This window comes from Bradyrhizobium sp. AUGA SZCCT0177, assembly GCF_018130125.1.
Lineage (GTDB): Bacteria > Pseudomonadota > Alphaproteobacteria > Rhizobiales > Xanthobacteraceae > Bradyrhizobium.
Genome location: NZ_JAFCMA010000026.1, coordinates 25,635 through 41,223, shown reverse-complemented (window position 1 = coordinate 41,223; position 15,589 = coordinate 25,635). Strand labels below are relative to the sequence as shown.

The 15,589-nt window shown below is 62.9% G+C and carries 13 protein-coding genes and 1 pseudogene; 4 read left to right on the top strand and 10 right to left on the bottom strand.

What is annotated here, in order from left to right:
• Nucleotides 1-29 precede the first annotated feature (29 nt).
• Nucleotides 30-1,163 (bottom strand): nitronate monooxygenase, encoded by a 1,134-nt coding sequence (locus JQ597_RS26840; protein WP_211997502.1) that lies wholly within the window; start codon nucleotides 1,161-1,163, stop codon nucleotides 30-32.
• Nucleotides 1,164-1,396: 233 nt separating this feature from the next.
• Here JQ597_RS26840 and JQ597_RS26835 point away from each other — a divergent pair, with 233 nt between their 5' ends.
• Nucleotides 1,397-3,058, top strand: a complete 1,662-nt coding sequence (locus tag JQ597_RS26835; RefSeq protein ID WP_212268356.1) for a flavin-containing monooxygenase — start codon at nucleotides 1,397-1,399, stop codon at nucleotides 3,056-3,058.
• Between the two features lie 114 nt (nucleotides 3,059-3,172).
• Here JQ597_RS26835 and JQ597_RS26830 read toward each other — a convergent pair whose 3' ends face one another.
• Nucleotides 3,173-4,324: an aminotransferase class V-fold PLP-dependent enzyme gene (locus JQ597_RS26830; RefSeq protein WP_212268354.1), complete on the bottom strand. Its 1,152-nt coding sequence runs from the start codon at nucleotides 4,322-4,324 to the stop codon at nucleotides 3,173-3,175.
• A gap of 185 nt (nucleotides 4,325-4,509) precedes the next feature.
• Between JQ597_RS26830 and JQ597_RS26825 the strand changes: the two genes are divergently transcribed.
• Entirely contained in the window at nucleotides 4,510-4,872 is a 363-nt protein-coding gene (locus JQ597_RS26825; protein ID WP_212268352.1) for a DUF4870 family protein, read from the top strand.
• Between the two features lie 23 nt (nucleotides 4,873-4,895).
• Here JQ597_RS26825 and JQ597_RS26820 read toward each other — a convergent pair.
• Nucleotides 4,896-5,132, bottom strand: a pseudogene (locus JQ597_RS26820) (ABC transporter ATP-binding protein); the annotation flags it as partial.
• Nucleotides 5,133-5,295: 163 nt separating this feature from the next.
• Between JQ597_RS26820 and yghU the strand changes: the two are divergent.
• Both yghU and JQ597_RS26810 read left to right on the top strand, forming a co-directional pair.
• Entirely contained in the window at nucleotides 5,296-6,192 is an 897-nt protein-coding gene (gene yghU / locus JQ597_RS26815) for a glutathione-dependent disulfide-bond oxidoreductase (RefSeq protein ID WP_212268350.1), read from the top strand.
• Nucleotides 6,193-6,318: 126 nt separating this feature from the next.
• Nucleotides 6,319-7,074 carry an alpha/beta fold hydrolase gene (locus JQ597_RS26810; RefSeq protein ID WP_212268348.1) on the top strand — a complete coding sequence of 252 codons (756 nt, stop codon included), beginning with the start codon at nucleotides 6,319-6,321 and terminating at the stop codon, nucleotides 7,072-7,074.
• A 92-nt stretch (nucleotides 7,075-7,166) separates the two neighbouring features.
• Here the strand turns inward: JQ597_RS26810 and JQ597_RS26805 are convergent, their stop codons facing one another.
• The 7 genes from JQ597_RS26805 to JQ597_RS26775 form a co-directional block, all read right to left on the bottom strand.
• A complete protein-coding gene (locus JQ597_RS26805) occupies nucleotides 7,167-7,448 on the bottom strand; it encodes a GNAT family N-acetyltransferase (protein ID WP_212268346.1) in 282 nt (93 codons plus the stop codon).
• Between the two features lie 126 nt (nucleotides 7,449-7,574).
• Nucleotides 7,575-8,192: a flavin reductase family protein gene (locus tag JQ597_RS26800; protein WP_212032306.1), complete on the bottom strand. Its 618-nt coding sequence runs from the start codon at nucleotides 8,190-8,192 to the stop codon at nucleotides 7,575-7,577.
• A gap of 241 nt (nucleotides 8,193-8,433) precedes the next feature.
• Nucleotides 8,434-9,711: an acyl-CoA dehydrogenase family protein gene (locus tag JQ597_RS26795; protein WP_192737444.1), complete on the bottom strand. Its 1,278-nt coding sequence runs from the start codon at nucleotides 9,709-9,711 to the stop codon at nucleotides 8,434-8,436.
• Nucleotides 9,712-9,836: 125 nt separating this feature from the next.
• Entirely contained in the window at nucleotides 9,837-10,370 is a 534-nt protein-coding gene (locus JQ597_RS26790) for a Spy/CpxP family protein refolding chaperone (RefSeq protein WP_212268344.1), read from the bottom strand.
• A 70-nt stretch (nucleotides 10,371-10,440) separates the two neighbouring features.
• The gene (locus JQ597_RS26785; RefSeq protein ID WP_212268342.1) at nucleotides 10,441-11,064 is read right to left on the bottom strand and encodes a class I SAM-dependent methyltransferase; all 624 of its coding nucleotides are present in this window, start codon (nucleotides 11,062-11,064) and stop codon (nucleotides 10,441-10,443) included.
• Between the two features lie 31 nt (nucleotides 11,065-11,095).
• Nucleotides 11,096-14,260 carry an efflux RND transporter permease subunit gene (locus JQ597_RS26780; protein ID WP_212268340.1) on the bottom strand — a complete coding sequence of 1,055 codons (3,165 nt, stop codon included), beginning with the start codon at nucleotides 14,258-14,260 and terminating at the stop codon, nucleotides 11,096-11,098.
• Complete coding sequence (locus JQ597_RS26775; protein ID WP_212268338.1) at nucleotides 14,257-15,528, bottom strand: efflux RND transporter periplasmic adaptor subunit; 1,272 nt, start codon at nucleotides 15,526-15,528, stop codon at nucleotides 14,257-14,259. Before JQ597_RS26775 ends, JQ597_RS26780 begins: the two co-directional genes overlap by 4 nt.
• Between the last annotated feature and the right edge of the window lie 61 nt (nucleotides 15,529-15,589).

Genomic DNA, 15,589 nt, shown 5'->3' with positions numbered 1-15,589 from the left:
CGCTTCGCTCGCAATGACGGCGGAAAGACCTACTCCTCCATCAACGCGTTCATATGCTCGACCGCGTCGACAAAATCTTCCTTGAACTCCTGCACCACGGCGCCGGCGGATTTGACGCTGTCGATCAGGCCGACGCCCTGGCCGACAAAATAGCTGACGAGGTCGCGCGCCTGGACGTTGCCGGCGGCCGCGGCGCGGTCGATCGAGTTGAAGGCGTCGCGGCTGATGATGCTTTGCAGCGGCATCGGCAGCGCACCGGGGCTGTCAGGTCCACGGTCCCAGGCATCCGTCCATACCGAACGCAACTGCCGGGCGGGCTTGCCGGTGCGGCCCTTGGAGCGGATCGCGTCGCGCGAGGACGCTGCGATCATCTTCTCGCGGAAGATTTCGGAGGTCTCGGACTCCACCGTCGCGAGCCACACCGAGCCGGTCCAGGCACCGGCCGCGCCCATCGCCATGCAGGCCGCCATCTGGTGCCCGGTCATGATGCCGCCCGCCGCCAGCACCGGCACGTTGCGGATCGGCTTGATCGCCTTGATCACCTCCGGCACCAGCACCATGGTGGACACTTCGCCGCAATGGCCGCCCGCTTCCGTGCCCTGCGCCACCAGAATATCGACGCCGGCTGCGACCTGCCGAAGCGCGTGCTCCTTGGAGCCGATGAGGGCGGCGACCGGCACGTCGTGCTTCCGGCCCATCTCGATCATCGCCTTCGGCGGGACACCGAGCGCATTGGCAATCAGCCTGATCGGATGGCGGAAGGATACGTCGAGCAACTCCAGCGCGATCTCGGCGTCAAACGGCTGCGGCTGGTTGTCGGCGACACTCTCGGTCGTGAGTTCGATGTTGTACTTCTTCAGGAGATTGCGGGTGAAATCACGGTGCTCTTGCGAAACCCGCTTCTCCAGGCTTTTCCAGGTGAGGTTCTTCTCGCCGGCGGTCGAAATGTTTTCCGGGATCAGCACATCGATGCCGTAGGGCTTGCCGTCGACGTGGTCGTCGATCCATTTCAGTTCCTGTTCCAGCGTCTCCGGCAAGAAGCGGGTCGCGCCCAGCACGCCAAATCCGCCGGCGCGGCTGACGGCGGCGACCACGTCGCGGCAATGGCTGAACGCCAGCAGCGGAAATTCTATTCCCAGCATGTCGCAGATCGGGGATTTCATGGTCGTATCCGTTCCCTGGGGCGGCTTTGGCGCCGCTCGTTGTTGGTTTTTGTTTGCCGTGTTGAAGGGACGCTAGCCCATCGGAGGCTGGGATGCCAAGCGCTCTTCGATCATGAAGGACGGACATTCCACCTCGCAAAATATGCAAAGCAAGGCCGCCGATTTGTGTCTTGCGCTTTGGCGCTATCGAGAGAATGCTGTCCGGCAAATCAAGAATTCTCAAGGGAGTTTCCATGTCCGCCTCGCCATCCGTTTCCGGAAAAGCTGCCGAGAGCTACGACGTCGTTGTGGTCGGCGCAGGCTTTGCCGGCATGTACATGCTGCATAAACTGCGCGGGCAGGGGTTTTCGGCGCGGGTCTATGAGCAGGGCGACGGCGTCGGCGGCACCTGGTACTGGAATCGCTATCCCGGCGCGCGCTGCGACGTCGAGAGCATGCAGTATTCCTATTCGTTCTCCGAAGAACTGCAGCAGGAATGGGACTGGAGCGAGCGCTACGCGCCGCAGCCGGAGATTTTGAAATACGCCAACCACGTCGCCGACCGTTTTGGTCTCCGTCCCGACATCCAGTTCAACACCGTCGTCGAGCGCGCGGAGTTTGACGAGCGCACCAATCTCTGGTCGGTCGCGCTGTCCGGCGGCAAGACCGTGACCGCAAAATTCGTGGTGCTCGCCACCGGCTGCCTGTCGAACGCACGGATGCCCGAGATCAAGGGCCTCGATCGCTTTGAGGGCAAGATCTATCACACCGGTCACTGGCCGCATGAAACGGTCGATTTCACCGGCCAGCGCGTCGGCGTGATCGGCACGGGATCGTCGGGCATCCAGTCGGTGCCTGTGATCGCCGAGCAGGCGAGCCACCTCACGGTGTTTCAGCGCACCGCGAACTTTTCGATTCCCGCCCGCAACGCCATGCTGACCGAGGAAGAGCGGCAGGCGTTCCGCGCCAAATATCCGGAAGTCAGGCAATTCGCGCGCACGGAATCGCGCAACGGCATCTATACCGAAATGCCCGACCGCGGCGCGCTTGACGATGGCGACAACGAGCGCCGCTCCAAATACGAAGCGCGCTGGAACCGCGGCGGGCTCACCTTCATGTCTGTCTACAACAACCTCGCGCTGGACCAGGCCGCCAACGACACCGCCGCCGATTTCGTCCGCGAAAAGATCGCCGAAATCGTCAAGGATCCCGAGAAGGCAAGATTGCTGCAGCCGAACAATCATCCGATCGGCTCAAAGCGCATCTGCATCGACACCGAATATTTTTCGACCTTCAACCGTCCGAACGTGACGCTGGTCGATATCAAGTCCAACCCGATCGAGGAGATCACGGCCAATGCCGTCCGCACCGGCGGCAAGGACTACGAAGTCGATGCATTGGTGCTGGCGACCGGCTTCGATGCGATGACAGGGTCGGTCGCCAAGATCGACATTCGCGGCCGCAATGGACAGACGCTGAACCAGAAATGGGCCGAGGGTCCGCGTACCTATCTCGGCTTAATGAGCGCCGGCTTTCCCAATCTCTTCGTCATCACCGGCCCCGGCAGCCCGTCGGTGCTGTCGAACATGATCGTCTCGATCGAACAGCATGTCGACTGGATCACCGACTGCGTGACCTATATGCGCGACCGCGGCTTTGAGGCCATGGAAGCCAAGAAGGACGCCGAGGATAATTGGGTCGCCCACGTCAACGAAGTCGCCTACACCACGCTCTATCCGCAGGCCAATTCCTGGTACATGGGCGCCAACGTCCCCGGCAAGCCACGGATCTTCATGCCCTATATCGGCGGCGTCGGGCCGTACCGGCAAATTTGCGACGACGTCGCGGCGAAGGGGTATGAGGGCTTTGCGATGACGGGGGCGGAGCCTGCGCAGAAGCGCGCTGCGTCATCCTGAGTTCTATCGTCATGCCCGGGCTTGTCCCGGGCATCCACGCCTTGCTTTCTGCGTTGTTGCAAAGACGTGGATGGCCGGGACAAGCCCGGCCATGACGGAGGGTAGATCAGCGGATCATCCCCGTAACCGCCTTCCCAACACCTCCACAAACCGATCCGCATCCGCCTCATCATTGTAAACATGCGGCGACACCCGCAGCCGTCCCAGACGCGGCGCGACGTAGACGCCGTCGCTCGCCAGTCCCTCGACGAGTCCCGCCGGCATTCCGCCCTTGAACGCCAGGCTCAAAATATGCGGCGTGCGCAGCCGCGCATCCGGTACGCTGACGCCGATGCCGCGCACGCCTTCCGCAATCCGCTCCGTCAGCATCGCGAGCCGCTGCACCACGGCCGCGGCGCCCCATTCGGCCATCATCTCCATGCCAACGGACGCCATCTCCAGCGAAATAAAATAATCGCGCTCGCCCATGTCGAAGCGGCGCGCATCGGGCACGTAATCGAGATCGGTGAAATAGACCGAATTCTCGGCGCGCACGTCGCGGCGGCCGGCTGAGGTCTGCTCCAGCGGAATCCCGTTCTGATGGCGTTTGGCGACATAGAGAAAGGCGCGGCCGTAGGGCCCGAGCACCCATTTGTAGGTCGGGAACAGCATGAAATCCGGATCGAGACGCTTCACGTCCATCGCCAGCACACCGACGCCTTGCGTGGCGTCGATCAGGAACATCGCGCCGCACGCCCTGAGCGCCGCGCTCACTTTGTCGACGTCGACCAGCCCGCCATCCGACCAGTGCACCGAGGAGATCGAGGCGAGGCTGACCGGCGCGGCACCCGATCTATCGATCACGCCCAGCACCGCCGACGTCCAGTCGCCGTCTTCGGGTTGTCGAACCGTCTCGACGGTAAATCCCTGCGCCTCGGCTCGCGTGTGCCATTCCAGCACCGGGGAGGAGTGATCGCTTTCCAGCACGATCACGCGCGTTCCGCGGGGTATCGTCAAAAGCTTTGCCGCCGTTGCGACGCCGTAGCTGATCGAGGGGGTCAGCGCGACATCGGAAGGCTCGGCATTGATCAGCCGGGCAGCAGCCGCGCGCGCGCGTTCGTTCTGCTGGTTGGCAAAGGAAGCCGGGAGCTTCCAGGGCATTCCCTTGCGCCCCACAGCCGCGCGCGCTGCTTCCTGAGTCCGGATCGGCAAGGGGCTGTAGGAGGCGGCATTCAGGTAGCAAATCTCGCGCGGGATATCGAACAAAGCGCGTTGGGAGGCAAGCATCCGGAAGATCTCTCTTGTGGTGACCCGTCCATTATGGCCGATCCCGGCCGGGCCAGCCACAAAGGCATTGCTCCGAGTACAACTCTGCCGCGCCTTATGACTTTATTTGCTGAACCTGGGCTATGGCAGGCGCGACCAAAGGGCGTTCGCAGAGGTCCACGATATCAGTGGCAACAGAGGCGGCCATGTCACTTTCCTACGAAACCCAACGACCCATCGCCTCGGACAATATCGTCGCCGGCGCGGTCTACGTACTTTACGGCGTAGGATATTTCACCGGGATTACAGCGCTGATGGGCGTCATCATCGCGTATGTGAAGGTCGACGATACCGACCCCGTGATGCAGTCGCATTTCCGGTTTCAGATCAGGACCTTCTGGATCGGACTGCTGTACCTTGCGATCGGCATTCCGTTTTCCCTGGTGCTGATCGGCCTGCCGATTGTTGGCTGGTGGTTCATCTGGTCGCTCATCCGCATCGTCAAGGGCGGCCTGTTGAGCATCGAGCACAAACCGATCGCTAATCCGAAGTCCTGGCTGTTCGGATAATCCGGCCGGCGGGAAGCTGCCCCCTAAACCTCCAGCCACTCCTTGCGCACGCCGGCATTGGCGGCGAGTTCCGCCGGTGTTCCCTCGAACACGATGCGGCCGTGGCCCATCACATAGAGGCGGCGGGAAATCTTCAGTGCGATGGTGAGCTTCTGCTCCACCAGAAGAATCGCGGTGCCACGGCGCGCGATTTCGTCGAGCAGGGTGCCGACCTGTTCGACCAGCTTTGGCGCGAGCCCCTCCGTCGGCTCGTCGATGATCGCGACATGGACCTGACGCGGACCGCCACGGGAATTGTTGGGCTGCCATGCAGCATCTTGCGGTTGGCGGCGACAGCCCCAAGGTATACCAGACTCACGCATTGTAATTCCGCCGCGCGGCAGATCGCCTCTATCGGCCGAAAGAAGCCTGGAGCCAACACGAATGAACGACGTTGTTACCGACCCCACCGCCTATGTGCCGCCCCAAGTCTGGACCTGGAATAAAGCAAGCGGCGGCCGCTTCGCCAGCATCAACCGGCCGATCGCAGGCCCCACGCATGACAAGGAACTGCCGGTCGGCCGGCATCCGTTTCAGCTCTATTCGCTGGCGACGCCGAACGGCGTCAAGGTCACCGTCATGTTCGAGGAGTTGCTTGCGGCTGGTCACAGCGGCGCCGAGTATGACGCGTGGCTGATCAAGATCGACGGCAACCAGTTCGGCAGCGGCTTTGTCGCCGTCAATCCGAACTCCAAGATCCCGGCGCTGATGGACCGCAGCGGACCGAAGCCGATCCGGCTGTTCGAATCCGGCGCGATCCTGATGCATCTGGCCGAAAAGTTCGGCGCCTTTCTGCCGGCAGGCGGCGAGGCGCGGGCGGAATGCCTGTCATGGCTGTTCTGGCAGATGGGCAGCGCGCCGTTTCTCGGTGGCGGCTTCGGCCATTTCTACGCCTACGCGCCGACCAAGATCGAATACGCCATCGATCGCTACGCCATGGAGGTGAAGCGTCAGCTCGACGTGCTCGACCGGCGGCTTGCCGACAATGAATATCTCGCCGGCAGCGAATACACGATTGCCGACATGGCCACCTGGCCGTGGTACGGCGCGCTTGCGAAGGGTCTCGTCTACGGCGCCGGCGAATTCCTGTCGGTGCACGAATACAAGAACGTGCAGCGCTGGACCGACGCGATTGCAAAGCGCCCGGCGGTGAAGCGCGGGCGCATGGTCAACCGGATCTCGGGCGATCCGGCCAGCCAGCTGCACGAGCGGCATGAAGCCAGCGATTTCGACACCAACACGCAGGACAAGATCGGCGAGCCGAGCAACGCACCGACGTAGTTCGTAGGGTGGGCAAAGGCGCACTTGCGCCGTGCCCACCACGCTTATCCGTGCAAATAATTGGAGTGGTGGGCACGCTTCGCTTTGCCCACCCTACGAACAAAAAATCCGAACCGAGGAAACCGCATGCCTACTTTCGAAAAAGGCGCCGTTCGTATCCACTACGAGGAGGCCGGCTCCGGCTTTCCGCTACTGATGATCGCCGGCGGCGGATTGAACTCGACGATCGCGGGCCTGTCGGGCAGTTACCCGCCGTTCGATTCCTTCGAGGAGTTCAAGGGCGAGTACCGCTGCATCGCGGCCGATTTACGCAACGCCAATACCGGGCAATCCACCGGCCCGCTCGAGATCGACCGGCCCTGGGATTCCCACACCGACGATCATCTCGGCCTGATGGATCACCTCGGAATCAACAAGTTCATGGTGCTCGGCTTTTGCATCGGCGGCCCCCTGATCTGGAATCTGCTGAGGCGCGCGCCGGACCGCATCGTTGCCGCCGTGCTGGCGCAGCCGTCAGGCTCGCGTCCCGAGATGCGCGATCTGTTCTACGACAACAATACCAAAGGCTGGGCGCCGGAGCTCTTGAAGCAGCGGCCCGACATCACCGCGGAGACAACAGATAAGTTCCTGACCAAAATGTACCGCACCAATCCCGACTTCGTCTTCACGGTGACGCGCGACTTCGTGCGCCAGTGCCGGACACCGGTGCTGATCCTGCCCGACGATATCCCGGCACACCCTTATGCGGTCGCGATGGAGTCGGCGATGCTGGCGCCGAACGCGGAAGTCAGCATGTTTCCGTGGAAGGAGCCCAAGGAGCGGATACCGCTGGCGGTACGCCAGATCCGCTCGTTCCTCCGCGCGCACCGGCCGGTGGCTTAGCTTGTAGGGTGGGCAAAGCGAAGCGTGCCCACCATTTCAACCGCGTTTCGAATGAAAATGGTGGGCACGGCGCAAGCGCGCCTTTGCCCACCCTACGAAGCGCCCAGCAAGTCGTTATCTTCCGGATGCTTGCGCATGTAGCCCTGGATGAACTCGCATTCGACCGTGAGCTTGCGTCCCTGCGCCCGTACTGCATCGAGCGTCGTGCGCGCCAGTTTGGAGCCGACGCCTTTGCCGCCGAGCTCCGGCGGCACTTCGGTATGCACCAGTGTGATCGCGCCTGGCGATTTCCGATAGGCGACAAAGGCGATCGCGCCTTCGATTTCGAGTTCAAACCGGTTGCCGGCTTCATTGTCGCGGAAAGTGTCGGTCATGCGCGATCTCGTTTGGTGCGTAGGGTGGGTAGGGCGAAGCGAAACCCACCGTCTTAATCGGCAGCTATTGATGGGTTTCGCTGCGCTCTACCCATCCTGCAATCTAATCCATCTACAGATTACGAACTACTTCGCCGGAAGTTCCGGCGCCGGCGGGAACACGACGCGGTCGTCGGTGCGGCAGTAGCGGTCGGCGAACATGCGGCCGATCGGGTGGTAGCGCTCCATGTGCACGCGCATGGTCTGCGTATCCCACAATTCGTCGCGGATGTAGAAATTGATGCCTTCACCCATGATCAGCGTGCGGTCGCCATTGACGTCGATGGTCTTCCAGATCTTGCACTCCATCGCCCAGGGCGCGTCGGCCAGCCGCGGCGCGGCGACCCGGGTCGAGGGAGCGAGTTTCAGGCCGAGATAGCCGGGCTCGCCGACATCGGGCGGAAAGTCGCCGCTGGAATCGTGCATTGCCCGCGCCAACGGCTCGTCGGTGAGGTTGACCACGAATTCGCCGGTGCGCTGGATGTTGACCAGCGTGTCCTTGACGCGGCCGTCGGGCCGCAGATTGACCGCGAACATGCACAGCGGCGGATCCTCGCAGAACACGTTGAAGAAGCTGAACGGCGCCGCGTTGACCACGCCGGTCGGACCGACCGACGTCACCCAGGCGATCGGCCGCGGCAGCACGAATCCTGCGAGCAGCTTGTAGCGCTCGCGCGGCTGCAGGTTTTCAGGCGCGTATTCCATGGCGGATTCCTGTTGGGACGGGTGAGGACTCACTGCGAGCGAGTTTGCGGAGGCACCCCCACCCCAGCCCTCCCCCGCAAGTGCGGGAGAGGGAGCGCATCGGTGTTTGTCGAACGATCGAAATCAACATTGGCTGAGCACACTGCTTACCAAGCGGCATGCTCGTCTCCCTCTCCCGCTTGCGGGGGAGGGCGGGGTGGGGGCGCCACTCGGGGACTCCAAGTAAAGCCCCCAGAAAAGCCTACGGCATGCTCAGTTCGTGCCTTCCGACCACCATCCAGTGCACCTCATCCGGACCGTCGGCGAAGCGCAGATGCCGGACGTCCTGGTACATTTCGCCGAGCTGGCTCCATTGCGAAATACCTGTGGCGCCGTGCATCTGGATCGCCTGGTCGATGATCTTGCAGGTGCGCTCGGGCACCATGGCTTTCACCATGCTGACCCAGATCCGCGCTTCCTTGTTGCCGAGCACGTCCATCGCCTTGGCTGCCTTGAGCACCATCAGCCGCATCGCCTCGATCTCGCAGCGCGCCTGCGCGATGATCTGCAGATTGCCGCCGAGATGGGCGATCTTCTTGCCGAAGGCTTCGCGGGTGAGGCCGCGCGACACCATCAGGTCGAGCGCCTTTTCCGCCTTGCCGATGGTGCGCATGCAGTGATGGATACGGCCTGGTCCCAAGCGGACCTGCGAGATTTCAAAGCCGCGGCCTTCGCCGAGCAGCATGTTTTCCTTCGGCACCCGGCAATTGTTGAACCGCAGATGCATGTGGCCGCGCGGCGCGTGGTCGTGGCCGAACACGTGCATCGGGCCCAGGATTTCCACGCCGGGGGTGTCGATCGGCACCAGGATCTGCGACTGCTGCTTGCTCGGCGGCGCGTCCGGATTGGTCTTCACCATCACGATCATGATCTTGCAGCGCGGATCGCCGGCGCCGGAGATGTAGTACTTCTCGCCGTTGATCACCCATTCGTCGCCGACGAGTTTTGCCGAGGTCGAGATGTTCTTGGCATCGGAGGAGGCGACATTCGGCTCGGTCATCGCATAGGCCGAGCGGATTTCACCGGCGAGCAGCGGCTTCAGCCACTTCTCCTTCTGCGCCTTGGTGCCGACGCGCTCCAGCACTTCCATGTTGCCGGTGTCGGGCGCCGAGCAGTTCATGGTCTCCGACGCCATCGGATTTTTCGCGAGCTCAACCGCGATATAGGCGTAGTCGAGGTTTTTGAGGCCCTGGCCGGTCTCGTCATCGGGCAGGAAGAAGTTCCACAAGCCTACTTCCTTGGCCTTGTCCTTGGCCTTCTGCAGGCACGCAAGCTGTTCCGGCGTAAAGCTCCAGCGGTCGGTCTTTTTCTCGCCAAGCTTTGCGAATTCGACCGACATCGGGTCGACGGTTTCGCGGATGAACTTCTTGACGTGCTCGTAGAGCGGACGGACCTCGTCCGACATCCGGAGATCATTGAGCTCTTCGCCCGGATTGAGGTTGTAGGTCGTCGTTCGCGGGATGTAGGCGTGTTTCATCAGGGTCCTCCCATGCGGCGTTTTCCATTCTGCGGATAATCTTTGGAACGCGCCTGTTGGGCCGCAATCTAGACGCCTGCGCGGTCCCAGCACAAGCGGGGCGAGGGTCCGCGCGCAGCGCCCTGCCGCTAATGCATGCGGTGATGCCGCGCCGGGGATTCGGATGCGTATCCCCTTAATTGGGCATATTGCTTCATCTGATCGGGCGACAGGATTTGCGCCGTTTCAAGGTGATATTTCAGATGCGCGTTGCGCAGTTCCGCCTGCGTCTGGCCGATCTTCGTCGTCGCGTCCCTCAGCGCGTCTGATGTGATCGAACGGTTGGCGAATTGCCGGTCGAGCGCGCTTTCCTGCTCGATCAGGTTGAGACCGATCGGTGTCGCTTCCGCTTTCATTGTTTCAAACAGTGTTTGAATCCGTTGCTTCTGCGCGGCCGACAGCGCCAGCCTGTCGGACAATTCCAGCACGTGCATCGGGCCGGGGTAGCCGTTCAGTTCGGCCGCGAGCGCCAGGCCCATGCCCCTGCCGGCCCTGAGATCATCGATCTGCTGCGCGGACAGCGCCTTGATCGAGCGGCCCTGCATCCCCGCATAGGGCGACTGCGCCATTGCGGTGGTCGAAACGAGGGCGAGGATGGTGATGGCGGTGGCAATGGCTTTCATGAAATTCTCCTGCTGTGCGTCGCGATCTTAACAGTCTCGCCGGTGGGCCTTCATCAAAGTCCCGTCAGAATTACTCGACGCGCTGAAAGACGCTGAATTGAAAGCGCTGTTGCGATCCCCAGGGCGTGGCATGGTCGTTGCGCTGGCTTTGCAGCAGCTTGAACCTCGGTCCCAGCGTCTGCCCGAGCCGCGCCGCATCGTAACGCATCACCGGCAGGCCGCTGCATTTCTCGGGTCCGTCCAGCGCGAAGGTCGCGATGATGGCGTGGCCGCCGATCTTCAAACCCTGCTTGAACCGCGCGATGTAGCCCGCGCGGTCACGCTCCTCGGTCAGAAAGTGAAACGCCGCCCGGTCATGCCAGATGTCATACGTCCGCGACGGCTGCCATGTGGTGGCGTCGGCCACAAGCCAATGCGCGCGCGAGGCGCGTTCGCCGAGGCGGGCTTGGGCGGCCTCCAATGCCGCCGCGGATAGATCGAGCACGGTGACATCACAAAATCCCCGGTCGATGAGGTGATCGACCAGCCGTGACGCGCCGCCGCCGATGTCGATGATCGCCTGATGGGGCGCAGCCCCGATCTCGTCGATCAGCGCCAGCGACGGGGCAGGGCTTTCCTGAAACCAGCTGACCTCGTTCTCGCCTTTGCTGGCGTAGACCTTCTCCCAGTGCGCCCGGCGGCTTTCGCTTTCCATTGCGTCCTCCTCCGCGCTGCGGGGGCCAATATCATATTCCGGCCTCGCCTGGCTTGCCATTGAGATTCATCGCCGGATGGAAAACCCGCTCCAGCCGCGCGCCTTTGACCAGCGCATAGATCGCGGGAATCACAATCAAGGTCAGCAGCGTCGATGAAATCATGCCGCCGATCATCGGCACCGCGATGCGCTGCATGATTTCGGAGCCCGTGCCCGTGCTCCACATGATCGGCAATAGCCCCGCCATGATGGCAACGACCGTCATCATTTTCGGCCGCACCCGCTCGACGGCGCCCTCCATGATCGCATCGTAAAGGTCCTGCTTCGTCAGGGCGCGACCTTCGGCCGCCCGGCGCGCGCTGATCTCGTCGAGCGCCTGGTTGAGATAGATCAGCATCACCACGCCGGTCTCGGCGGCGACGCCGGCAAGTGCGATGAAGCCGACGACGACGGCGACCGACAGGTTGAAGCCCAGCCACCACATCAGCCAGAGCCCGCCTACAAGCGCGAACGGCAGCGACAGCATCACAATCATGGTTTCGGTCAGCGAGCGGAAGTTGAGATAGAGCAGCAGGAAGATGATCATGAGCGTCACCGGCACCACGATCTTCAGCCGCGCGGTGGCGCGTTCGAGGTATTCGTAACTCCCGCTCCACATCACGTAAGCGCCCGGCGGGAACTGGATGCTGGCCTTCACCGCGGCCTGCGCGTCGGCGACGTAGCCGCCGATGTCGCGGTCGCGGATATCGACATAGATGTAGACCGCGAGCTGCCCGTTCTCGGTACGGATCGAGGTCGGCCCACGCGATGGTGCGACCTTGGCGACTTCGCCGAGCGGCACCGCGCCGCCGCCCGGCATCGGCACCAGCACGTCACGGATGATCGATTGCGTGTCGCCGCGCAGATCGCGGGGATAGCGCATGTTGACGCCGAAGCGCTGACGCCCCTCGACGGTCGTGGTGACGGTCTGGCCGCCGAGCGCGGTCGCGATCACGTCGTTGACGTCCTGCACCATGATGCCGTAGCGCGCCAGTGCCGCGCGGTCGGGGATAATGTCGAGGTAATAACCGCCGATGCCACGTTCGGCATACGCCGATGACGTGCCGGGCACCGCTTTGAGCACCTGCTCGATCTGTTTTGCGAGCCGGTCGATCTCGACCAGGTCAGTGCCGATCACCTTGACGCCAACAGGCGTTCGGATGCCGGTCGACAGCATGTCGATGCGCGCCTTGATCGGCTGGGTCCAGGCGTTGGAAACGCCGGGAAACTGCAGCGCCCGGTCCATCTCGGCGGTCAGGCTTTCCACGGTGACGCCGGCCCGCCATTCCCCCTTTGGTTTGAGATTGATCACGGTCTCGAACATTTCGGAAGGGGCGGGATCGGTCGCCGTCAGGGCGCGTCCGGCCTTGCCATACACGGAAGCCACCTCTGGAAAACTTCGGATGATCCGGTCCTGGGTCTGCAGCAATTCACCGGCCTTGGTGACGGATATGCCGGGCAGTGTCGTCGGCATGTAGAGCAAAGTGCCTTCGTTGAGGTTGGGCATGAACTCGGTGCCGAGCTGCCGCGCCGGCCAGATCGTCACGGCGAGCATCGCCACCGCCAGCAGGATCACCAGCACCTTGGCGCGCATCACGGCCTTGATGACGGGACGATAGACCCAGATCAGGAAGCGGTTGATCGGGTTCCTGTGCTCGGGAATGATCTTGCCGCGCACGAATATCACCATCAGCGCCGGCACCAGCGTTACCGACAGCAAGGCCGCCGCCGCCATCGCAAAGGTCTTGGTGAAGGCGAGCGGGCTGAACAGCCGGCCTTCCTGCGATTCCAGCGTGAATATCGGCATGAACGACACGGTGATGATCATAAGGCTGAAGAACAGCGCGGGCCCCACCTGTGACGCCGCTTCGATCAGCACATCGATGCGCGATCGCCCAGGCTCGGCGCGCTCCAGATGCTTGTGCGCGTTTTCGATCATCACGATCGCCGCATCGACCATGGCGCCGATCGCGATCGCGATGCCGCCGAGACTCATGATGTTGGAGCCGAGGCCGAGCAGCTTCATGGCGCCGAACGCCATCAGCACGCCGACCGGCAGCATCAGGATAGCGACCAGCGCGCTGCGAACATGCAGCAGGAACACGATGCATACCAGCGCGACGATCACGCTCTCTTCGAACAGGGTGCGCTTGAGCGTATCGATCGCGGCGTTGATCAGGCCCGAACGGTCATAGACCGCGACGATCTCGACCGATTTCGGCAGGCTGCTGGCGATCTCGGCAATCCGCTTCTTGACGTTCTGGATCACGTCCAGCGCATTGACGCCGAAACGCTGCAGCACGATTCCGCTGGCGACTTCGCCTTCGCCGTTGAGTTCAGTGATGCCGCGCCGCTCGTCGGGACCGAGTTCGACGCGGGCAACGTCTTTCAGCAGCACCGGCGTGCCGCCGCTGGACTTGAGCACGATATTGCCGAGGTCGTTGATGCCCTTGATGTAGCCCTTGCCGCGAATGACGTATTCGAACTCGGACAATTCGACGGTGCGGCCGCCGACATCGGCATTGCTGGCGCGGATCGCGTCGCGCATTTTTGGCATGGTGATGCCGAGGTCGCGCATCCGCTGCGGATCGAGCACGACGTTGTATTGCCGGACGAAGCCGCCGACGCTGGCGACCTCGGCGACGCCTTCCGCCTTTGCAAGCGCGAACTTCAGATTCCAGTCCTGGATCGCGCGGGTGTCGGCGAGGTTCAGCTCTTTCGACATGACGGCGTATTGGTAGACCCAGCCGACGCCGGTGGCGTCCGGTCCCATCGTAGGCGTCACGCCCGCGGGCAGGCGCGCCGAAGCGCTGTTGAGGAATTCCAGCACGCGTGACCGCGCCCAGTAGATATCGGTGCCGTCCTCGAAGATCACATAGACAAACGACACGCCGAAGAACGAAAAGCCGCGCACCACCTTTGAACGCGGCACCGTCAGCATCGCCGTGGTCAAGGGGTAGGTGACCTGGTCCTCGATCACCTGCGGCGCCTGGCCGGGATACTCGGTATAAACGATCACCTGGGTGTCGGAGAGGTCGGGAATGGCATCCAGCGGCAGATGTGCCAGCGCATAGAGGCCGGCAGCGGTGGCGAAACCGGCGCCGAACAGCACCAGCAGCAGATTGCGCGCCGACCACGCGATCAGGCGGGCGATCATTGCTGCGCTCCGTCGGCAAAGCCCTTCAGCGCGGCCTTCAGATTGCTTTCCGCATCGATCAGGAAGTTCGCCGAAACCACCACCGGATCGCCCTCGCTGACGCCGTCCCGAACCTCCACATAACCGTCGCCGCGATGGCCGAGCTTGACTTCGCGGGGCTCGAAGCGGCCTTCGCCTCTGTCGATGAACACCGCCTGGCGCCGGCCGGTGTCCATTACGGCGCTCTCCGGAATCGTCAGCACCGGCGCGGAACTGCCGATGTCGATCTCGGCATCGACATACATGTCGTGGATCAGCACCAGATCGGGATTGGCAAGCTCGATCCGCAAGCGCCCGGTGCGCGTCTCCTTGTTGATCTGCGGATAGATGACGTTGATTGTCCCGGTGAAGGTGCGGCCGGGAAAGCCGCGCGCCTTTACGGTCGCCGGTTGCCCGAGCGCGAGCATCCCCATGTCGCGTTCGGCCAAGTCGATGATGGCCCAGAGCTGCCTATGGTCGGCGATCCGGAACAGGACTTCGCCGGGCTGTGCGCGCGCCCCCTCGATGGCGTTGCGTTCGAGCACGATGCCGTCACGCGGCGACGTCCATTCGATGCCGATCGGAACCGTCCGGCTCTTCTCCATTGCAGCGATCGCCGCTTCGGGCACGTCGAGATTCATCACCCGCTGCCGCGACCCCCGGCCGTAAGCAATGTCGCCGCTGGTGGTTTTGGAGTTGATCGTTGAAATGTATTCGGCCGCGGCCGACGATACCGCCGGACTGTAGACTTCCATCAAGGGCTGCCCCTTGGCGACGTGGCTCCCGGTGGTGACGTTCGCAACCTTCTGGATATAGCTTTCGGCCCGCATCGCGATCACGGAGACGCGGCGCTCGTCGAGCTGGATGGTGCCCGGCGCGTGGATCGTGCTGCGGATAATGCGCGGCGCCGCAGGCTCCGACCTGACGCCGGTGCGTTGGATTTTCCCCGGCGACAATTTTACTGAACCGTCATCGCTGTCCTCGCCCTCATAGACGGGGATGTAATCCATCCCCATCGAATCCTGCTTGGGGGTGGGGGAGGTGTCCGGCAGTCCCATCGGGTTGCGGTAGTATTTGATCTTGCGCTCGGCCGGCGCCGCAGATGTCGCGGCCGTGCCGTGCGCGCTGTGGTCCTTCATGTCAGCCGCGGCAAAGCCGGCCACCCCGATTACGGAAATGCCGGCTATTGCGATCACGGCAACGCCGATCAGCGCACCCCAAAAGGCGCGCGAATGCTGCATCGTTTTCATCGTCGAAATTCCCTCAAGCTCACGTGGTCAGCCGCTAAGGCTGCATGCATGGCGGGCGCGC